21 protein-coding genes are annotated in these 20,336 nt (G+C 66.1%); 10 read left to right on the forward strand and 11 right to left on the reverse strand.

Going from position 1 to position 20,336, the window contains the following annotated elements:
- Positions 1-97: 97 nt before the first annotated feature.
- The 3 genes from OK015_RS08190 (at position 98) to OK015_RS08200 (ending at position 3,924) form a co-directional block, all read left to right on the forward strand.
- Positions 98-1,249, forward strand: coding sequence for a ferredoxin reductase (locus OK015_RS08190; protein ID WP_268130598.1), 1,152 nt, complete (start codon positions 98-100; stop codon positions 1,247-1,249).
- An 84-nt stretch (positions 1,250-1,333) separates the two neighbouring features.
- On the forward strand, positions 1,334-2,629 hold the full coding sequence (locus OK015_RS08195; RefSeq protein WP_268130600.1) for a fatty acid desaturase family protein: 1,296 nt from the start codon (positions 1,334-1,336) through the stop codon (positions 2,627-2,629).
- Positions 2,630-3,387: 758 nt separating this feature from the next.
- Positions 3,388-3,924: a hypothetical protein gene (locus OK015_RS08200; RefSeq protein WP_268130602.1), complete on the forward strand. Its 537-nt coding sequence runs from the start codon at positions 3,388-3,390 to the stop codon at positions 3,922-3,924.
- A 29-nt stretch (positions 3,925-3,953) separates the two neighbouring features.
- On the opposite strand, the gene OK015_RS08205 is transcribed toward OK015_RS08200, so the two are convergent.
- The 3 genes from OK015_RS08205 to OK015_RS08215 are packed head-to-tail and all read right to left on the reverse strand — an operon-like array spanning position 3,954 to position 5,906.
- Positions 3,954-4,457: a DUF302 domain-containing protein gene (locus OK015_RS08205; protein ID WP_268130604.1), complete on the reverse strand. Its 504-nt coding sequence runs from the start codon at positions 4,455-4,457 to the stop codon at positions 3,954-3,956.
- On the reverse strand, positions 4,444-4,692 hold the full coding sequence (locus tag OK015_RS08210; protein WP_442791221.1) for a hypothetical protein: 249 nt from the start codon (positions 4,690-4,692) through the stop codon (positions 4,444-4,446). Before OK015_RS08210 ends, OK015_RS08205 begins: the two co-directional genes overlap by 14 nt.
- A gap of 14 nt (positions 4,693-4,706) precedes the next feature.
- Positions 4,707-5,906, reverse strand: coding sequence for a thiolase family protein (locus tag OK015_RS08215; protein WP_268130605.1), 1,200 nt, complete (start codon positions 5,904-5,906; stop codon positions 4,707-4,709).
- A gap of 94 nt (positions 5,907-6,000) precedes the next feature.
- On the opposite strand from OK015_RS08215, the gene OK015_RS08220 reads away from it, so the two are divergent.
- The gene (locus tag OK015_RS08220) at positions 6,001-6,474 is read left to right on the forward strand and encodes a winged helix-turn-helix transcriptional regulator (RefSeq protein ID WP_268130606.1); all 474 of its coding nucleotides are present in this window, start codon (positions 6,001-6,003) and stop codon (positions 6,472-6,474) included.
- Here the strand turns inward: OK015_RS08220 and rsgA are convergent.
- Both rsgA and aroA read right to left on the reverse strand, forming a co-directional pair.
- Positions 6,461-7,465: a ribosome small subunit-dependent GTPase A gene (rsgA, locus tag OK015_RS08225; protein ID WP_268130608.1), complete on the reverse strand. Its 1,005-nt coding sequence runs from the start codon at positions 7,463-7,465 to the stop codon at positions 6,461-6,463. The two genes, OK015_RS08220 and rsgA, sit on opposite strands and share 14 nt — an antisense overlap.
- Positions 7,462-8,757, reverse strand: a complete 1,296-nt coding sequence (gene aroA, locus OK015_RS08230) for a 3-phosphoshikimate 1-carboxyvinyltransferase (RefSeq protein ID WP_268132534.1) — start codon at positions 8,755-8,757, stop codon at positions 7,462-7,464. The genes rsgA and aroA overlap by 4 nt, the downstream gene beginning before the upstream one ends.
- A gap of 60 nt (positions 8,758-8,817) precedes the next feature.
- Here aroA and OK015_RS08235 point away from each other — a divergent pair, with 60 nt between their 5' ends.
- Positions 8,818-9,582, forward strand: a complete 765-nt coding sequence (locus tag OK015_RS08235; protein WP_268130609.1) for an SOS response-associated peptidase — start codon at positions 8,818-8,820, stop codon at positions 9,580-9,582.
- Positions 9,583-9,622: 40 nt separating this feature from the next.
- On the opposite strand, the gene OK015_RS08240 is transcribed toward OK015_RS08235, so the two are convergent.
- A complete protein-coding gene (locus tag OK015_RS08240) occupies positions 9,623-9,772 on the reverse strand; it encodes a hypothetical protein (RefSeq protein WP_268130610.1) in 150 nt (49 codons plus the stop codon).
- 248 nt (positions 9,773-10,020) lie between these two features.
- Between OK015_RS08240 and OK015_RS08245 the strand changes: the two genes are divergently transcribed.
- On the forward strand, positions 10,021-10,887 hold the full coding sequence (locus OK015_RS08245) for a 3-hydroxyacyl-CoA dehydrogenase family protein (protein ID WP_268130611.1): 867 nt from the start codon (positions 10,021-10,023) through the stop codon (positions 10,885-10,887).
- Here OK015_RS08245 and OK015_RS08250 read toward each other — a convergent pair.
- The 3 genes from OK015_RS08250 to OK015_RS08260 form a co-directional block, all read right to left on the reverse strand.
- On the reverse strand, positions 10,884-11,120 hold the full coding sequence (locus OK015_RS08250) for a hypothetical protein (RefSeq protein ID WP_268130612.1): 237 nt from the start codon (positions 11,118-11,120) through the stop codon (positions 10,884-10,886). The genes OK015_RS08245 and OK015_RS08250 overlap by 4 nt on opposite strands.
- Before the next feature lie 74 nt (positions 11,121-11,194).
- Complete coding sequence (locus OK015_RS08255) at positions 11,195-11,812, reverse strand: TetR/AcrR family transcriptional regulator (RefSeq protein ID WP_268130614.1); 618 nt, start codon at positions 11,810-11,812, stop codon at positions 11,195-11,197.
- 3 nt (positions 11,813-11,815) lie between these two features.
- Entirely contained in the window at positions 11,816-12,586 is a 771-nt protein-coding gene (locus OK015_RS08260; RefSeq protein WP_268130615.1) for an SDR family NAD(P)-dependent oxidoreductase, read from the reverse strand.
- 42 nt (positions 12,587-12,628) lie between these two features.
- Between OK015_RS08260 and OK015_RS08265 the strand changes: the two genes are divergently transcribed.
- The 4 genes from OK015_RS08265 to OK015_RS08280 are packed head-to-tail and all read left to right on the forward strand — an operon-like array spanning position 12,629 to position 16,811.
- The gene (locus OK015_RS08265) at positions 12,629-13,873 is read left to right on the forward strand and encodes an alkyl sulfatase dimerization domain-containing protein (RefSeq protein WP_268130616.1); all 1,245 of its coding nucleotides are present in this window, start codon (positions 12,629-12,631) and stop codon (positions 13,871-13,873) included.
- The gene (locus tag OK015_RS08270) at positions 13,870-14,619 is read left to right on the forward strand and encodes an SDR family NAD(P)-dependent oxidoreductase (protein WP_268130618.1); all 750 of its coding nucleotides are present in this window, start codon (positions 13,870-13,872) and stop codon (positions 14,617-14,619) included. The genes OK015_RS08265 and OK015_RS08270 overlap by 4 nt, the downstream gene beginning before the upstream one ends.
- A 3-nt stretch (positions 14,620-14,622) precedes the next feature.
- Positions 14,623-15,807, forward strand: a complete 1,185-nt coding sequence (locus OK015_RS08275) for a sulfotransferase family protein (RefSeq protein WP_268130620.1) — start codon at positions 14,623-14,625, stop codon at positions 15,805-15,807.
- Positions 15,804-16,811 carry a zinc-dependent alcohol dehydrogenase gene (locus OK015_RS08280; protein WP_268130622.1) on the forward strand — a complete coding sequence of 336 codons (1,008 nt, stop codon included), beginning with the start codon at positions 15,804-15,806 and terminating at the stop codon, positions 16,809-16,811. The genes OK015_RS08275 and OK015_RS08280 overlap by 4 nt, the downstream gene beginning before the upstream one ends.
- A 100-nt stretch (positions 16,812-16,911) precedes the next feature.
- Here the strand turns inward: OK015_RS08280 and OK015_RS08285 are convergent, their stop codons facing one another.
- Positions 16,912-18,330 (reverse strand): phytoene desaturase family protein, encoded by a 1,419-nt coding sequence (locus OK015_RS08285; protein WP_268130624.1) that lies wholly within the window; start codon positions 18,328-18,330, stop codon positions 16,912-16,914.
- 73 nt (positions 18,331-18,403) lie between these two features.
- Entirely contained in the window at positions 18,404-20,209 is a 1,806-nt protein-coding gene (locus OK015_RS08290) for a DUF3556 domain-containing protein (RefSeq protein ID WP_268130626.1), read from the reverse strand.
- Positions 20,210-20,336: the final 127 nt, after the last annotated feature.

Raw genomic sequence — 20,336 nt, forward strand, 5'->3', positions numbered from 1 at the left:
TAACTTACGGTACCGTAGCCTTTGTGACGGGGCGCGGAAGCCCCGGGCGAAAATCGAGCGGAAGCCAAACCCCCGCTGCATGAGCAGGAGCTTCCTAATGGGTAAGAAATATCAGTCACTCACCGCACACGTTGTCGAGACCAGGCGCCCCACGGTCGTGGGAGCGGAGCGGCATCCCGGCTGGCATGCGCTGCGCAAGATCGCTGCGCGCATCACCACGCCGTTGCTGCCCGACGATTATCTGCACCTGGCCAATCCGCTGTGGTCGGCGCGGGAACTGCGGGGCCGCATCGTGCAGGTTCGCCGGGAGACGGAGGACTCCGCGACCCTGGTGATCAAGCCGGGCTGGGGCTTCAGCTTCGACTACGAGCCGGGCCAATACATCGGGATCGGATTGCTGGTGGACGGCCGCTGGCGCTGGCGGTCGTATTCGCTGACGTCGAGCCCGGTCGCGCGATCGGGCTCCGGCCCCGAGCGCACCGTGACCATCAGCGTGAAAGCGATGCCGGAAGGCTTCCTGTCCACGCACCTGGTGGCCGGTGTCGAGCCGGGGACGATCGTGCGGCTGGCCGCACCCCAGGGCAATTTCGTGTTGCCCGACCCGGCCCCGCCGTCGGTTCTGTTCCTCACCGCGGGGTCTGGGATCACGCCGGTGATGTCGATGCTGCGAACATTGGTGCGTCGCAATCAAATTGGCGATATCCAGCACGTGCATTCGGCGCCCACGAAATCGGACGTGATGTTCGGCACCGAATTGGCCGCGCTGGCATCGGTTCACCCCGGTTACCGGTTGCAGGTGCGCGAGACCCGGGCGCAGGGCCGGCTTGACCTCGCCCGGCTCGACGACGAGGTGCCGGACTGGCGCGAACGGCAGACGTGGGCCTGCGGGCCGGAGGGGATGCTCGCCCAGGCCGAGCAGGTCTGGACATCCGCGGGCCTCAGCGGGCGGCTGCACCTGGAGCGATTCGCAGCGGCCAAGGCCGCACCCGTGGGAGCCGGCGGCACGGTGACGTTCGCCCGAACCGGGCGCACGGTGGCCGCGGACGCCGCGACATCGCTGATGGACGCGGGGGAGGGCGCGGGAATCCAGATGCCCTTCGGCTGTCGGATGGGTATTTGCCAGTCGTGCGTGGTACCCCTGGTGGAAGGCCACGTCCGTGACCTGCGTACCGGGCAGGGACACGAGCCCGGGAGTCGAGTGCAGACCTGCGTCTCGGCCGCCTCCGGCGATTGTGTGCTCGACATTTAGACGCTACTCATAGGTAACCTACGGCGTCGTAGGTTACGATAGCGTAGGTACTGACCACAGAACTAACGCCGGGAGGTGAGAACCATGGCGATCACAGACGTCGACGTATTCACGCATTTGACCGACGCAGACATCGAGAGCCTGGGCGTTGAGCTGGATGCTATCCGCCAGGACATTGAAGACTCGCGTGGCGACCGGGACGCCCGCTACATCCGTCGCACCATCGCCGCCCAGCGCGCGCTGGAGGTGAGCGGCCGACTGATGCTGGCCGCGAGTTCGCGGCGTTCGGCGTGGTGGGCCGGAACCGTGACCCTGGGCGTGGCCAAGATCATCGAGAACATGGAGATCGGCCACAACGTCATGCACGGCCAGTGGGACTGGATGAACGACCCGGAGATTCACTCCTCCTCGTGGGAGTGGGACATGAGCGGGTCGTCCAAGCACTGGCGCTACACCCACAACTTCGTGCACCACAAGTACACGAACATTCTCGGGATGGACGACGACGTCGGCTACGGCATGCTTCGGGTCACCCGCGATCAACGCTGGAAGAAGTACAACCTCTTCAATCTGGTGTGGAACTCGTTGCTGGCCCTTGGTTTTGAATGGGGCGTCGGTCTTCAGCACGTGGAAATCGGCAGGATGCTGAAGAAGCGGATGGATCAGGACGAAGCCCGGGAGCGCACAGAAGAGTTCTTCGCCAAGGCCGGCCGGCAGGTGCTGAAGGACTACGTCGCGTTCCCGGCGCTGACCTCGCTGTCGCCCGGTGCTACCTACAAGTCCACATTGAAGGCCAATGCCGTTGCCAACGTGATCCGCAATGTGTGGGCCAACGCGGTGATCTTCTGCGGCCACTTCCCTGACGGCGCAGAGAAATTCACCAAGACCGACATGATCGGCGAGACGAAGGGCCAGTGGTACCTGCGCCAGATGCTGGGCAGTGCCAACTTCGAGGGCGGATGGCTGCTGCGGTTCATGAGCGGCAACCTGTGCCACCAGATCGAGCACCACCTGTACCCGGACCTGCCGAGCAACCGGCTGCACGAGATCTCGGTGCGAGTGCGCGAGGTGTGCGACAAGTACGACTTGCCTTACACCACAGGATCGTTCCTGGTGCAGTACGGCAAGACATGGCGCACGATCGCCAAGCTGTCGTTGCCCAACAAGTACTTGCTCGACAGCGCCGACAACGCGCCGGAAACCCGCAGCGAGCGGATGTTCGCCGAACTGGAGCCCGGATTTGGGGGTACCGATCCGGCGACCGGCCGGCGGCGCGGGCTCAAGACCGCTATTGCCACCGTTCGGGGTTGGCGTCGTAACAAGCGCGCCATCAAGCAGGCCGAACAAGCGACGGCCCACGCCGATAACCGGGCGGCTTAACCAGCTAATAAGTCGAGTTGCTCAGCGCCGCTGAGCAACTCGACTTTTTTGCCGCGAGTAGCTACTGCGAACTCGGGTCAGGCTAGTTTCCGGTGACATTGAGCCGTCATCCAAGAGTCGCCCAGCTGGCCCATGGTCGACGTTGGCGATTCATCGGTTGGCGCTTGCCATATGTGCTGAAATCTCAGCGATGCCGGTCAGTCACTGCGGAACGCGGCCAAAGCGTATCGACAAGTCGACGAGGACGCCGCCCACGCCGTGACCAACCTAACGCCGCTGTCGGGGGTGGTCACGCCCGATCCGGTGGATGGGCCGGCAATGCTCGGCGTTGGCGGACCTGGGCCAGACGTCGATCCTACGAGGGACCAGATAATCGATGGGTTGCATTCTATCGAAGACATAGCGTGGCAACTCGAGCAAGAGGACCAAGGTGCGTCGTTTGCGACTGCTCGCCCTGCTGCCGCCGGCACCGGCGACGGCGCCCGAGGACGACCGCTTCATGAAGTGGTTGGCGGTCGTGAAATTGATATTCCACGATGACCCTCGCCGCCAGGCGCCACACCTGCGGGCCTTCCACGCCTACGTCGGCCACGCCCAACACGTCGCCAGCAACGAGGCGCACACCGCAGCCGACCCCGTTGAGCAGCGCTGCGCGGTCGCCGACTGGCTTTACTGGAAACACCTTACCGGGCTGTTGGACGCCGCCCTGTCCGTTACTTCTCAAGGCCCGGATGCCGGCGAGGTCTACTCTCGGAAATATGCTTGCAGCGTTTGGATTCGAAACCCTGGGCGTAGTCGTCGGGGACATGTTCTTCGTCGACCCGACCCCGAACGAAGGTCAGGAAACCCCGGAACGGGGAGTCAGGCTGGAACTCCGTGTTGTCGACCGGGCCGCGCCTCAGGGATCGATTTACGCCGGCATCCCGATCGCCTTCAACCGCCCGGTGTGGCGGGTAGACCTTTTCGGATCCACCGAGAGCCCGCCGGGGACGCTGGACCGGGCCCATCACCATCCGCGATTCAACGGCTGGGAGCCCGGACGCCGGCACTTCGTCCCCGAGCTGTCCGCCGACCCGGTGGCCTGGTTGACCGAACAGCTTGCCGATCCGGCCGCTGTGCTGGCCCGCGCGGGTGTCGACGCCGATGAGGTTCCCGAGGCTGACAAGGCCGGACTCGCAGCGGCAGCGCCGGAGATTGTCGGCGCGGTGAAGCGGATGCTCGACGGCGTGCGGGACGGCGCTCTGGCCCCGGCCCCCGCCGAGCCGGTTGCCGCCGCCCGCACCGGCTGGCTCTGATCTCGAGGGAGCCGCACCTCCCCGGCGACCTAGCCGCTGGTCACCTTCGCGGCCAGAGCCGCCAGCTTGGCGTCGAGTTCGGTTGCCGCGCTGAGCAGTTCCGGGTTTGGCTCGACGACCATCAGGGAGGACGGCTTGACGTAGGTCAGGCTGGTGCCCGAGCCTTCGTCGGTGATCAGCACCTCGACGGGCGCGAAGAGGCCAGCACTCACGTCGTGACGCAACATCGTGATGGCGATCAACGGGTTGCCGAGGATGACGCGCAACACCTTTCGGTTGATGCCGGCTTTGCCGATCCAGCCGCTATGGTCGAACAAGCCGAACAACATGAAACCGCTTGGCCCGACGTGAGATTGAACCTCCTGCTCATATGAGTCCCAGGTGTTCGACGTTTTGCCGATGTCGTCGATCGCGACGGGCCGTTCGCCGATGTCGGCCAGCAGCGCGGCGACCAACTCGTCGTAGCTTTTCGGGCTGTCGTAGCGCACCCGCACGCCGTCGAACCGAGTTTCGTGGGGATCAGACGTGGGCATGCTCGGCCTCCTCGACCGCGATGCCGGCGAGTTGCACGAGGTGCTCATGCACGTACCGGTGGGGCGTGCGATCGACGACCAGGCTGAGTAAGTCAGGTCGACCGTAGTGGCCGACGGAATCCATCAGCACCTTTCGGCCGTCGATCAGCGACAAGGCGAGATCGCCGATCACCTCGCCCTCCCGGCTGTACCGCACGGGACTGAGTTGCGCTGCGGCTGACCGGATTTCGGTCATTTTCCTGCTCCCTGCTAGTAGAGGCGCTCGATGATCGTGGCGTTGGCCATGCCGCCGCCCTCGCACATGGTCTGCAGGCCGTAGCGACCGCCGCGCTGTTCGAGCGCGTTGACGAGGGTGGTCATGATGCGGGCACCGCTGGCGCCCAGCGGGTGGCCGATCGCGATCGCGCCGCCGTTCACGTTGGTCTTTGCCAGATCGGCGCCGGTGTCATGAGCCCAGGCGAGTACGACGGGGGCAAACGCCTCGTTGACCTCGAACAGGTCGATGTCGGCCAGCGTCAGGCCGGCCCGCTGCAGCACTTTTTCGGTCGCCGGGATGACACCGGTCAGCATGAAGAGTGGGTCGTCGCCCACCACGGTCGTGGTGTGAATGCGAGCCAACGGGCGCAGGCCCAGCTTCTTGGCGACCTCGCTGGTAGTGATCAGCACCGCGGCGCTGCCGTCCGAGAGCGGTGACGAGTTGCCCGGCGTGATCTCCCAATTGATCTGCGGGAAACGCTCTTTCATCTTGTCGCTGTAGAACGCCGGCTTGAGCGTGGCCAGCGTCTCCACCGTGGTGGTCGGACGGATGATCTCGTCGGTATACAGCCCGGCGATCGGGATCAGCTCGTTCTCGAACAATCCATCCTTGGTGGCGCGGGCAGCCTTGTCGTGGCTGCCGGCGGAGAACTCGTCGAGCTGGGTCCGCGAGAAGCCCCACTTCGCGGCGATCAGTTCGGCGCTAATGCCTTGCGGCACCAAGCCGTCGGGATAGCGGGCGGCCATGCCCTCGCCAAAGGGATCGCTGCCCGGCAAAACCTGGGTGCCCATCGGAACGCGGCTCATGGACTCCACGCCCGCCGCGATGACCAGGTCGTAGGCGCCGGCGACAACGCCCTGGGCGGCGAAGCTGATGGCCTGCTGGCTGCTGCCGCACTGGCGGTCGATCGTGACGCCCGGAACCGACTCGGGAAAGCCCGCGCCCAGCAGCGCGTTGCGCGCGATGTTGACCGCCTGATCGCCGACCTGGGTGACGGCGCCGGCGATGACATCGTCGACCTGCGCCGGATCCACGCCGGTGCGAGCAACAAGCTCGCGCAGGCTGTGCGCCAGGAGATCGACGGGCAGCACGTCGTGCAGCGCGCCGCTGGCCTTCCCTTTGCCGATGGGGGTGCGGACGGCGCCGACGATAACGGCGTCGCGGCCTGGAAAGCGAGCTGATAGACCGGTCATGACTCCTCCTTGAGTCCGGGGCTGAGTTTGCCCTCATGTACTCAGGTAAACATCTAGGTATACTTAAAACAACCCAGACCAGGAGGTGATCTACGTGACACTTTTGCAAGGTGCGCTGGCCGACCGTGAGGCATGGTCGGCGATCGGCCACTGCCCGATCGAGAAGACGATGGCGGTGGTCGGTACCAAGTCCGCGATGCTCATCATGCGCGAGGCGTACTACGGCACCACCCGGTTCGACGACTTCGCCCGCCGGGTCGGCATCACCAAGGCGGCCACGTCGGCGCGCCTGGCCGAGCTGGTTGACCTTGGGCTCCTGGCTCGCCGGCCCTATCAGGTGCCAAGGCAGCGCAGCCGCGAGGAATACGTGCTGACCGAGGCCGGCACGGACTTCATGCCGGTGGTCTGGGCGATGTTCGAGTGGGGACGACACCATCTGCCCGGCCGCAACCGGCTGCGGCTGACCCATCTCGGGTGCGGGGCCGAGGCGAGCGTCGAGATTCGGTGCACCGAGGGCCATCGGGTGCCGCCCGACGAGCTCGGGATGCGGCTGGCTAAGTCTCCCTGAGCGCCACCAGCAACCGGCGGGCCGCCTCGACGCGGCGAACGGCTGGACCGGAGAGCGTGTCCAGCGCGCATTCCGGGTCCGCCGGTGGCCCCATGTGGCCGCAGCCGCGCGGACAATCTTGTATCGCGTCGGCCAGATCGGCGAAAGCGGACAGTACGTCGTCGGGCCGGATGTGGGCCAACCCGAACGAGCGGATGCCCGGGGTGTCGATCACCCAGCCCGAACCCGGCAGCGAGGAGCCTGGCGGCTTGCTTAGTGGGACTGCCACCGATTGCGTCGAGGTGTGTCGTCCCCTGCCGATGTCGGTGACCACGCCGACCGCCCGATCTGCCTCGGGCACAAGGCGATTCACCAATGTCGACTTGCCCACCCCGGAATGTCCGAGCAGCACGGTGATCTTGCCGGGGAGCAACTCGGCCACCGCGAGCAGGGGATCGTCGACGCCCGCGGCCACCACCGTCAGGTCTAAGTCGACGAACTGCTCGGCGAACGGTTCCGGTGGGGCGAGGTCGGTCTTGGTCAGGCACAGAATCGGTGTCAGCCCGCCGGTGTAGGCGGCGATCAGCGTCCGGTCGACCAGCCCGGTGCGGGGCGGCGGATCCGCCAGCGCGACCACGATCAGCAGCTGGTCGGCGTTCGCGACGACCACCCGCTCGGTGGGATCGGTGTCATCTGCCGTGCGCCGCAACACCGTTCGTCGCGGACCCCGGCGCACGATACGGGCCAGCGTGTCGTGGCGCCCGGACAGATCGCCAACGATGTCGACGTCGTCGCCGACGACGATCGGCGTGCGGCCCAGCTCGCGCGCGCGCATGGCGATGACCCGGCGATCGGGGCTGCCACCCAGCACGCAGCCCCAGCGCCCGCGGTCGACGCTGACCACCATGGCGGACTCGGCATCGGCGTGTTCCGGACGGGTCTTGGTGCGGGGCCGCGTCCCCTTGCCGGAGCGGACCTTGACGTCAGACTCGTCGTAGTCGCCTGGTCTCAACCGCTGCGCTCCGGCTCGCCCAGCATCCGCGCCCACAGCGCCGCGAACTCCGGCAATGTCTTTGTGGTGGCGTCGATGTCGTCGACCTGGACTCCGGCTACGCGCAGCCCGATGATCGCGCCGGCCATCGCCATCCGATGATCGGCATACGCGCGCCAAATGCCGGAATGCAGTGGTGTCGAGGTGATTACCAGACCATCGGCCGTCTCCTGGCAGTTGCCGCCCAGGCGGTTGATCTCGGCCCTCAACGCGGCGAGCCGGTCGGTCTCGTGGCCCCGCAGATGGGCGATGCCACTCAGCCGGGACACCGACCCCTCTGTTGCCAGCGCCGCCAGCGCCGCCACCGACGGTGTCAGCTCGCCGACAGCGCGCAGGTCGGTATCAAAGCCTGCGTAGCCGTCCGTCGAGCCCCGCACTTCAAGGTCTGAATCAGTCTGGGTGACAACAGCATTCAGCTTGCCGAAGACGTCAAGGATGTCCTTGGCGGGTTGCACACTGGTCGTCGGCCATCCGGTGATGCGTACGCTGCCGCCGGTGACCACGGCCGCCGCCAGGAACGCAACGGCGTTCGTGAGATCGGGTTCGACGTCCCAGTGCCGGGCAGCGATCGTGCCGGGGTGTACCCGCCAGCGGTTGGGCACCGAATCGTCGATGTCGACTCCGGCCTGCCGCAACATCGAGGTCGTCATCGCAATGTGCGGCTGCGACGGTAGCGACTCGCCGGTGTGTTGGACGGTCAGGCCGTCGCTGAATGACGCACCGGACAACAACAGGCCGGAAACGAATTGCGACGACGCCGATGCGTCGATTGCCACGGTGCCGCCCGCGACCGATCCGCTGCCCCGCACCCGGAACGGCAGGCTCGCTCCCTCAATCGGGACGCCCAGATCGCGCAGTGCATCCAGCAGTGGTGCGATCGGCCGGGCCCGGGCCTGTTCGTCGCCGTCGAATACCACCGCCGCGTCGGCCAACGCTGCCAGCGGGGGTACGAATCGCAGCACCGTTCCGGCTAGGCCGCAGTCGACGCGCACGTCGGGGCCGGGGTCGAGGCGGCCGCTGACCTTCAGTTCGGAACCGTTCCCGTCCACCCGCAACCCCAGCGCAGCGAGCGCGCCGATCATCAGATCGGTGTCGCGGCTGCGCAGCGCGCCGCCGATGGTCGAGGCACTTTGACCCTGCGCACTCGACAGCCCCGCGAGCACCAGAGCCCGGTTGGTCTGCGATTTCGAGCCCGGCACGGTCACGGTCGCGTGCACCGGCGTCGGCGCGACGGGTGCCGTCCAGGGGTTGATGCTCACGGCTTCATCCTGCCGTGTCGGTGGGTGTCGTGGGTAACGGGCACCATGGAAGACATGTGTGGAAGGTTTGCGGTCACGACGGATCCGGCCTTGCTCGCCGAGAAGATCAAGGCGATCGACGAAGCCACCGGTACCTCGGAGCGCGCGGGGGAGCCCAACTACAACGTGGCCCCCACCGCCACGGTCGCGACGGTGGTGTCCCGGCACAGTGAGCCGGACGACGAGCCGACGCGCCGGGTGCGGATGATGCGCTGGGGACTGGTTCCGCCGTGGGTCAAGGCCGGTCCCGACGGGGGCCCGGATACCAAGGGCCCGCTGCTGATCAACGCCCGGGCCGACAAGGTGGCGACCTCGCCGGCTTTCCGCGGTTCGGCCAAGAGTAAGCGCTGCCTGGTGCCGATGGACGGCTGGTACGAATGGCGGCCCAACCCCGAAAATGCCGCCGGCAAGAAGACCGCCAAGACACCGTTCTTCATGCACCGCGACGACGGCGAGCCGCTGTTCATGGCCGGCTTGTGGTCGGTCTGGAGACCCGGCAAAGAGGCTGATCCGCTGTTGAGCTGCACCATCATCACCACCGACGCGGTCGGCGAACTGGCCGAGGTCCACGACCGGATGCCGTTGATCCTGACCGAGCGCGACTGGGACACCTGGTTGAATCCCGACGCCCCGCTGGACGCCGAGCTGCTGGCGCACGCGCCGGATGTGCGCGGCATCGAACTGCGCGAGGTGTCCAGGCTGGTGAACAGCGTGCGCAACAACGGGCCCCAACTGCTGGAGCCGGCCGAGCCGGAACCCGAACAGATCACGCTGCTATAGCTCGTCGTCTTCATCGCCCTCATCCCGGAGCAGCAGCTTGTTAGCCGTCGGCATCGCCTAAATCTGTGTGCGCGTGTCCCCCCGTAACCGGGGGTGGCGCGGTCTCAGACTCCATTCCCACCACCGCATCCAGCGCGGCATTGAGCGCGCCGACCAGCGCTTGGCGACCCGCGACAACACCTGAACTCATACCACGAAACTAGACACACCCACCGACAAGGATGGTCGCCCTGTGACTCCTGAAACCGCTGTGGTACAAGTTTTTTCAGCAATCAAGAAAAGCACCGGTTGTCGCTCAGAGGCGGGCAAAAAGTCACCCGGGTCCAGCCCGGCGCCGGCGACCACGAAGCTCCCGATTGTCGGCGCGAGACAATGCCGCGAGAATCTTTGTCGGCTCACGACGGATCCCGCTGCGCGCCCGGGACTTAGCATGTCTGTGTGACTGGTTCGTACACATACACTTTCGAAGACATCCAAGACCGCCCCGTCGCGGTGATCGGAGCGGGCACCTTGGGCCGCCGCATCGCCCTGATGTTCGCCACCCGCGGGGGAACGGTGCGGATCTTCGCCAGGCGTGCCGAGCAGCGCGCCGAAGCGACCGACTATGTCTCGCAGAACCTTCCGAGGGTGCTGGCGCAGCGAGGTTGCGGCGAAGCCGGCGCCGTGACGGCCACGGGGTCGCTCGACGAGGCGCTGGACGGCGCCTGGCTGGCCGTGGAGTCGGTGCCGGAGAAGCTGGAGATCAAAATTCCGTTGTGGGGCGAGATCGACGAAGCGGCGCCACCGGACACCATCTTCGGCACCAACTCGTCGTCCATCCCGTCGCGGTTGATGGCCGAGAACGTCCGGGACAAGACACGTTTGTGCAACGTGCATTTCTACATGCCCCCGGAAGTCAACGCGGTCGACCTGATGTCGGACGGCCAGACCGACCGCGGCCTGCTCGACACGCTGCTGACCGTCCTGCCCGAATTCGGCGTGCATCCCTTCGAAGCGCGCCAGGAGTGCACGGGCTTCATCTTCAATCGCATCTGGGCAGCCATCAAGCGCGAGTCGCTGGCCGTGGTCGCCGAGGGCGTCGCCCGTCCCGAGGACGTCGACGGGATGTTCACGATCAACCTGGGTGCGCCGGCCGGGCCGTTCCGAATGATGGACCTGGTCGGCCTGGACGTGGTCCTCGATATCGAGAACCACTACGCCGCAGAGTTTCCACACCTTCCGAAGAGCGTCCGCGACCTGCTGCAGTCCTACGTCGACGCCGGCAAGCTCGGCGTCAAGAGTGGCGAGGGCTTCTACACCTACTAATTGCTGAGGACCAACTTCCAGTTGCCGTTGACGTTGCGATCCGGGACACACCAGAAGTTGTTCCAGCTTCCCGGCGTGGTGGCCTTGACGCCCGGTCCGGCGTTCTGGCACGCCTCTCGGGTCGGGTAGTTGCCCTCGGTCTGAATCGTGTCGGCGTTGCTGATGCCCAGTCCGGCCGTCATCAAGCCGGCGAACGCCAGCACGCCAGCGGCGAAAAGTCGCTTCATGTCCATCCAATCCTCTGTGGTACGGCAGCGACAACGTTAAGCCTTGTCAGGCGACTGCATGGGGCTTTTCGCCGGGACGGTTATTCCCGCTGCAGCGAGACCGCGGTGGCGACGGCCTGCAGTAGCCGGGTGAGCTGCTCTGCGTTGCTGATCGTGCGGTCTCCGCCGGCAAGCCGGGTGAACACGCCCGCGATAAACGTGGTGACGGCCGTCGTCTGCGCGTCGAGCAGTTCGGGATCATCGGTGCCCGGCTGTAGGTGGGCGATCGCCTCGTGGGCCATCGCGTTGATCCGGACGACGAAGGTCTGTGATGTCTCGGCGAGACCGGGATCGCGCACCGCCCCCAGCAGCAATTCATGCCGCGCCCGGTTGAGCATCAATCCGGGCCCGTCGGCCTGCATCATGGTCAACTCCGCCAGGTGCGCGAACGGAGCGAGCGAGTCGCGCGGCTCGTCGATCACCGATTGCAGGTTGGCGACATCGATTTCGGCGATCCGCCAGCCGACACCGCGCAACAGCGCCGCTCGAGTGCGGTAGTAATACGACGTCGTGCCCTCCGGAACCCCCGCGCAGCGGTCGACCTGTCCGTGTGTCAGCCCGCGGGATCCCTGCTCGGCGAGCACCTGGATTGCGGCGTCACACAGTTCGCGCCGGCGTTCGTCGCCGTTGCGTTTCCGGGATCGTGAGCTGGCCGTCATGGGTCACCGAAGGACGGTGCCGCCGTCGATGTTGACGACCTGACCGTTGATCCATTCGCCTTCCTCGGACAGCAGGAAGGCAACCAGGGCGGCGATGTCCCCGGGATCGCCGACCCGGGTTCCCCGAATGCGTTTGAGCGCTCCGGCTTCTAGGTCCGGCCACTGCGGAACCGACCGGATGGCCTCGGTCGCGGTGAAGCCCGGCGCCACCGCATTGCAGCGAATGCCTTCCTTGCCCCACCTGGAGGCCACATGGCGGGTCAGCGCGCCGATTCCGGCCTTCGCGGTGGCGTAGGCCGGTCGTGCGGGCTCGCCCTGGAACGCCGCTGCCGACGACATGTTGACGATCGCGCCTCGGCCGCGTTCGAGCATTTCCGGGATCGCGTACTTCATGGCGGCCACATAGCCCCGCAGGTTCACGGTCATCACGCGATCCCACACGTCGAAGTCGATATCGACCACGTCGGTGTCGGCACGGATCGTGCTCATGTCCGCGCCAACGTTGAACAGCAAGTCGACTCCACCGTAAGTCGTTGCGGCAGAGTCGATCAGGTCGGCAACCGAAGCGGGATCCGCGAGGTCGAAAGTGACGTGGGAAGCCGTCCCGCCGGCGTCGGCGATGCGCGCGGCCGTTTGCTCCGCCGCGGCGGCCGCGACGTCACCGACGATGACCCGGCAGCCCTCCGCGCCGAGTCGGCTGGCAGTCGCGGCACCGATGCCGGTGGCGCCGCCGACCACCACCGCAACTCGTTCGCTCAGGCCGCGCAGTCCCATGGATGTTGACTTTACCTCTAGAACTGTAGAGGATCGCAAGTCATGGCTGGGATTCACCGGGAGCGTCCCGGGGCCGCCGATCTGGCGGCGGCAACCGACACTCCTGCGACGCCCCTCGGCAACGACATCTGGATGTCGCCCGGCGTCTCCAACTCCTACGCGGTCGCCACCGACGAGGGCCGAGTCATCGTCAACGCCGGGCTGGTCTTCGAAGGGCCCTTGCACCGCAAGGCCTTTGCCGATGTGCCGGGCCCGGTGCGGGCCATCGTCGTCACCCAGGGACATGCCGACCATTGGGGTGGGGTGCACACGCTGCGCGACGAGGGCACCGAGATCGTGATGCACCGCAACTACCGGTACTGGCGCGACGACAACAACCTCCTGATGGGCTATCGCGTGCCCAAGACGTCGTTCGCCTTCCAGAAGTTCTCCGACGCCGTGCTCGAGCATTTCAAGACCATCGATCCGGCGACGATCGATTTCTCCTTCCCCGAGCCGACCACGACGTTCGACCGCCATCACGAGCTCACGGTCGGCGGCCGCTCCTTCGAGCTGGCGTGGACCCCGGGCGGTGAGACCACCGACGCGATCGTGGTGTGGCTGCCCGAGGATCGAATCCTGTTCACCGGCAACCTGTTCGGTCCGCTCTTCGGCCATGTACCGAACCTGATGACCATCAGGGGCGACCGCTACCGCGACCCGATTCTCTACATCGAATCGCTGAACACGGTGCTGGACTTGCGCCCGCAACGATTGGTCACCGGCCACTTCGCCCCGATCGAAGGAGCCGATCGCATCGCCGAGGAAGTCACCGCGATGCGCGACGCCATGCAGGCCGTGCACGATCGCACCGCCGAGCTGATGAACTCCGGCGCCGACATCCACACCGCAATGCGGGAGGTCAAGGTACCCGAGCAACTCGATGTCGGCGAGGGTTACGGCAAGACTTCCTGGAACGTGCGGGCCATCTGGGAGATGTACACCGGGTGGTTCCGGCACCGCTCTACCACCGAGCTCTACGGCGTGGCAGCGGATTCCATTGCGGCGGACGTGGTTAACGCCGCCGGAGCCGAGGCGCTGGTCGAGGCGGCCCGTGGCCACGTCGGCAGCGGGCGGCCGTTGCAGGCCATCCACCTGACCGACCTTGTCCTGTCCGCTCAACCCGCACACCGCGCTGCGCGCACGGTTGCCGCCGACGCGCACGAGGTGCTGCTCGCCGGTACCGAAAACTTTTGGGAAAAGGCCTGGCTCACCAAATCCGTCAACGAATTGAGGACCGACACGTGAACACCATCAGCTTCGACTTCACCGGCGCCAACGTGCTGGTGACCGGCGGCACCAGTGGCATCGGCCACGGGATCGCCGCCGAGTTCGCGAGGGCCGGCGCTGCCGTCACGCTGACCGGCACCCGCGAATCGGCCGCGGACTACCCCGAGGCGGACCTGAGTGTATTCACCTACCGGCAGTGCCGGATTCAGGATCCCGAGTCGGTCGACGCTCTGGCCGACTCACTGGGTGAACTCGACATCCTGATCAATAACGCGGGCGGCCCCTACCCCGCGGGCGACGAATACGACCCGGACGGCTATGTCGCATCGGTGACGCAGAACATGTTGGGCCCCATGCGGTTAACCATGCGCTGCCATGAGCGACTCAAGTCCAGCCAGGCCCCCGGCGGCGCGAGTGTCGTCACCGTCGTCTCGATGTCCGCGTTCCGCTCGGCGGTCTTCGTCCCGGGCTACGGCTCATCGAAGATGGGTTTGCTGTCGTTGACGATGAACCTCTCGCGCCGGTGGGCCAACGACGGCATCCGGGTCAACGCCATCGCGCCCGGGCTGATCGACACCCGAATGACGCACCCGGCCATGGGCATTCCCGAGGTGATGGACGTCGAGATCGGCTTCCACACCCCGCTGGGCCGACCCGGAACACCGCAGGATTGCGCCGGCGCTGCGCTATTCCTCTGTACCGACGCCGCGTCGTACATCACCGGCAGCACCATCGCTGTCGACGGCGGATACCTCACGGTCTGAACCATGAGCGATTTCGACAACGTTGCCGGTGCCGACGACATCTTCAAGGTAGCCGCCCAACGCACCGGTCTGAGCGAGATCGACTCCGACTCCTGGCGAGAGGGGCTGACGGTGATGTTCGACGACCTCAACAACTCGCCGGCCTTCACTGCGTCCGGCCGGGAACGTGTCCTCGACGACGCGACGAATGCCTTGGGGCGGCGCATGCAGGTGCACGCCTACATTCAGGCTCACCCCGAGGTACTCGACTCGCCCGTTCGACGGCCACTGTTCGTGCTCGGCATGCCCCGCACCGGCACCACGGTCATCAGCTATCTGCTCGACCAGGACCCCGCACGCCGGTCGCTTCTCCATTGGCAATGCGTGCATCCGATACCGCCGGCCAGCAGCGAGACGCTGCGCACCGATCCCCGGTGTCTGGCGCTGCTGGAGGAGCAGCGCAACATCCTGGAGTTCGTCAAGCAGGCGAAAATGGCGCTGCCGCACTGGGAAGACGCCGACGGCCCGACCGAGGACATGTTCATTCATAACCAGGACTTCAAGGGCCTGTCCTGGGACTCCTTCCTCCCGACGGATCGCTACGCACGCTGGCTTTTCGACGAAGCCGACATGAGCAGCACCTACGAATACCAGAAGCGTTATCTTCAAGTGCTGCAGTCGAAAGCGCCCGGCACGTGGAGCCTGAAGATGCCGTCACATTCGGTGCACATCGAAGCGCTGCTAAAGGTGTTCCCCGATGCGCGGCTGATCTGGGCGCACCGCGACCCTTACCGGGCGACCGCGTCGCTGTGCAATCTGTGGCGGCTACCGCAGCGCCTGGTGATGAACACCGAGCTGCTGGATCAAACGCAGATGGGGCGCGCGGCTACCTGGCAGATGAGCTACCACGTCGACCGGCCGCTGCGTGCCCGAGACCGCATCGGCGACGACCGCTTCTTCCACATGTATTACCACGAGATGATGCGCGACCCGATGGACGTGATGCGTCGCATCTACGAGTGGGCGGACAAGCCGATGACCGCGGAAGTCGAAGCGCGCATGCGTAATTGGCTCGCCGAGCATCCGCAGGATCTGTTCGCGCCCAACACCTACAGCCTCGGCGAATATGGCCTGAGTGTCGACCAACTCAAGCCGGTCTTCGCCGAATACCTCGACACCTTCGACATCGAACTGGAGGCCGCGCCGTGAAAGCGGCGGTGGTGACCGCCCCGGGTAAGGCGGAACTCCTCGACGCCGACCGCCCGCAGGCCGGTCCCGACGACGTGCTCGTCCAAATGCGTGCCTGCGGAATCTGCGGCTCCGACGCGTTCTACATCGCGATCGGCGGCATCCCCCCGCGCCAAGGGCACACGCCGCTCGGGCACGAACCGGCGGGCGAAGTCGTCGAGGTCGGCGCGAACGTGTCCGGTATCGCGGTGGGCGACCACGTCGTCATCAATCCGATGGCCGCGCCCAGCGGCATCATCGGCAACGGGGGAGCCGCCGGCGCCCTGGCCGACTACCTGCTCATCGAAAACGCCATCCGCGGAACCAGTCTCGAGGTCATCCCGAGCCATGTCCCATGGGAGGTTGCCGCGCTCAACGAGCCGATGGCTGTCGCGCGGCACGGTGCCAACCGGTGCAAACCCAAACCATCGGACAAGGTCGCCATCTTCGGCGCGGGGCCGATCGGGCTGGGCGCGACGCTGGCCTTCAAATCCCTTGGCGTAAGCCATGTCGTGGTTGTGGACCTGATTCCCGGCCGACTGGAGAAGGCGCTGCGGATCGGGGCCGACGCCGTGATCAACTTCGCCGACGAGGACGTCGCGGCGCGCCTCATCGAACTGCACGGTGTGGGTGAATCGAGGTTCCCCGGAAAAGCCGGCACCGATATCTACCTGGACGCCGCGGGCGTGCCCGCGGTGATCAACACCGCGCTGGCCGCAGCCCAGCAGGGCGCCACCCTGGGAATCGTTGGCGTGCACAAAGAGCCGGTACCGGTCGAGTTCATCAACGTCATGAGCAACGAGATCACCATCGTCGGATCCATGGGATACCCCGACGAGATCTTCGAAGTGACCAAGGATCTCGTCGCGAACTGGGAGCAATACGCGCCGATCGTCAGCCACACCATCCCGTTCGTCAGTGTCGGCGCGGCGCTCGAGCTCGCCAGCACACCCGGCGCCGCCGATAAGGTCGTGGTGACTTTTTAGTAGCTGGCGCGTGAGCGTAACGCCAGGGCGAGACATGGCCGGGTTTTTCGCCGTGGCGTTCCCCCGCAAGCTCGCGGTGGCCCCAGGTCGCGGCGTGAGACTAGCCGCGGGCCAGATAGTCGAGTGCGAGGCGAGCGGCGTTAGCCCCACACATGCCATGCGCGCCGGGCCCGGGCGGCGTGGCGGCCGAGCAGATATACATGCCTGGCACGCCAATCATATAGGGCGACAGCGTGATTCGCGGTCCGAATGTCAGCTGACGAATGTCCTTGGCGCCGGTCATGATGTCGCCGCCGGCGTAGTTGGCGTTGTAGGTGGCCATCTGCGTCGTCGAGCGAACGGCGTGGCCGACGATGCGCTCGGTGAAACCGGGCGCGAACCGCTCGATCTGGGCGATGATCGCCTGCGTCGCATCGCCGGTGTAGCCGTTGGGGACGTGCGCGTAGCTCCACACCGGGTGGGTATTGCCCACCGAGCGTTGCGGATCGGCCAGATACTGCTGGCCGATCAGCACGAAAGGCCGCTCGGGCATCCGTCCGGCGTGAATGTCCCGCTCGGTCGCGGCCAACTCGGCGTACGTGCCGGCCAGATGCACGGTACCGGCCCGATGGGCCTCCGGGTTCGTCCAGGGCACGCCGCCCTCGACGGCGAAGTCGACTTTGAACGCACCGGGGCCACGGCGAAACCTGGTGAAGGCGGCCGAAATTCGGCGGGGCAGACGGTCTCCCAGGATTCCGGCGACCGCGCTCGGCGCCAGATCGAACATCGTGACGTCGGCGGGCGGCAGCTGCGACGTGTTCTGCACCCGGACGCCGGTTTCGATCTTGCCGCCCAAGTCGCCCAACAGCGTGACCATCGCGTTGGTGATCGACTGCGATCCGCCCGCCGCCACCGCCCAGCCGTGCCGGTGGCCGGCCGCGATGATGCCCATCCCGATGGCCGAGGTCATCGGGTAGTGCAGCGGCCGGAATGCGTGGGCCGCAACACCTCCGAACAACGCCCGGCCTTCCGGAGTACGGAACACCCGGGCGAATGTGGACGCGGGAAACACCGTGGGTGCCCCGAATCGCGCCAGCATCAGCGGATGCCGGGGGAGCCGCAGCAGCGGCCGCATGATGTCGTCGGACAGCGCGTCGAAATGGGCGGCGGGATAGCCGAACGCCAGGCGCCACCGCTTTCCGTCGGCACCCAGTCCGGCCGCGGTCTCTTCCACCGAGCGGTGCAGGACCCCGGCGCTGCCACCGTCTAAGGGGTGCACACAATCGATCTCCGGCCAACGCCAGGACAACCCGTACCGCTGCAGGTTCACCTCGCTGAGGAACTGGGAGCCGACGGCCATCGGGTGGATCGCCGAGCAGTGGTCGTGCAGCAGGCCGGGAATGATGGCTTCGCTGCTGCGGGCGCCACCGCCGACCTCGTCGGCGGCCTCGAGCACGGTGACCTGCACGCCCTTGGCGGCCAGGGCGATCGCGGCGGCGAGCCCGTTGGGCCCACCGCCCACCACCAGTGCCGTGCTCATGGGCGCCGCTCCTCCGCATCGCTTCGTCCCCCGCAAGCGGGAGGTACCCCCACTGAACCGTCGCCGGCGCGACTCATGCCAGCGCTCCGTGACCGTGTTCTTGGCCGTCCCGGACGGCCGGTTTGCTGCCGCTCAGGGACCATTCCACGTTAGTCGGGATGGGGCCGTTGGGCAGCCAGGGCTGGTCGGCGACCGCGTCGGCCACCTTCCAGGTGCCGCGCTCGACCACCCCGAGTGCGGCGTCGATCAGCTGATAGTGCTGCACACCGCTGCCGAAGGCCTCCGACTCCACCCAGGCGATCACGCACTCGCCCGGCTCGAACGCGGCTTCGCGCTGCACGGCCCGGATCATGTCCGCGTTGTGCAGGTGGCCGTCGCCGAAGTTGAAGCCGATCAGCGAGTTGCAGACGAACTCGCCCTCCCGCACCGCGCGGCCGTCGATGTCGGGCAGGTGGGTCAGCAGCAGCGAGTACAGGCCGCGGCCCTGGCTGTGCATGCTTCGCCACGCCGTCGTCTTCTGCAAGGTGATCTCCGCCCACCGCGGCTCGTACCCGGCCGCGACGAACTGGTCGAGCTGGTTGGACGCCGAGCGGGTGACGTTGTTCAACTTTCGTTCGGCACCGGGCGCGAACGCCCACAGTGCCGAGGCCCAGTTGCCCGCGTACTGCCGCATCGACGGCAGGAAGGACACCTTGTCCGGCCGCAGGTTGCCCAGCACCGGGTAGAACAGCAGCGCGGCGGCGACGACGAGGGCCAGCCAGGGCGGGGTCATGTTCCACGGAGCGTATCGGTTCCAGTTCGGGAAGCCCAGGAACAGGAAGATCGTCGTGTAGGCGAAAACCACGTTCCATTCCAGCGGTACCGCGAGTGGGAACGTCGAGACGATGAACAAGTGAAAGCCCACCATCAAGAGCACCGCAGCCAGCGTCACCCACTTGTTGGTGGAGAAGAACAGGACCAGCGGGGCCAGGATTTCGACGGTGGTGCCGTTGACGTGTGCCATGAAGTCCGCCAGCCGCGACGGCCGCATGTCGCGTGGGAATTCGCGGTAGTGGGCTCGCCGTACCCAGGTGGGCGCGAATATCGTATTGCTCACCATCGGCGGAATGACATTGGAGAAGTGCTTACCGAATTTGGAGAAGCCGGCGCCGATCCATACCACCACGATCACCATCTTCAGCGCGATGATCATGTTGACAAACGGCAGCACCGTGAAGATGACCATGACCGGCAGGTACTGCTCGCCGCGGGCGGCCAGGAAGATGGTCTTGTCCCGCAGGCCGATCAGCACCAGCAGCGCGATCGGCGCGACCAGCAGGGCCGGGTTTACCAGACCGGATATGTTGTCCGGCACCGCTTTTGAGAGTGAATCGCTGTGCACGCCAGGTGTCAGCAGCGGGATGGCAAGGCTCACCAGCAGTGCCAGGTAGAGCGCGATGTCGAACCAGGTGCGGCGGTCGCCGTTGGTGAACGGTACCCACTTCCACGGGCGTAGCCGGATGGTTCCCGGCCGGGCCCAGAACAGGATGCCGCCGGTCATCGGCTTGACCTTGCCGGCGAGCGGGCCCCACGAGCCGGCCACACCAATCGCCTCGAGAAGCACCGTCCACAGAATCACCTTCTGGTAGACGATCGGCTGGTTCCACCAAGCGCTCACGTGCCAGAAGGCGGGCAGCCCCGACGTCGCCGTCGCAACCGTGATGCCGCCGAGCGCGAAGAACACGACCAGCTTCACGATGTAGATGGTGTGGATCATCTTCGGTGAGCCGAAGCCGTTTTCGGCCCAATCGGTGGCGAGGATCCGCATTCGTTCCATCAATGGCTGCTTCAAGAAGTTATCCGGATCGACATCGGGGAGATACGGCTTGATGAAACCCATTGGAGTAGCTCCTTTGCTGGTGGGTTTTCGCTGTGGCCACAACGTAGAAAAATCGGACGGGCGCGAAACAGTCGCCGGCCGACGAATCTGCGAACGGGAATTGTCGCCGGAAGACAACCCGAGGTCT

Source organism: Mycobacterium sp. Aquia_216, from assembly GCF_026723865.1.
GTDB lineage: Bacteria > Actinomycetota > Actinomycetes > Mycobacteriales > Mycobacteriaceae > Mycobacterium.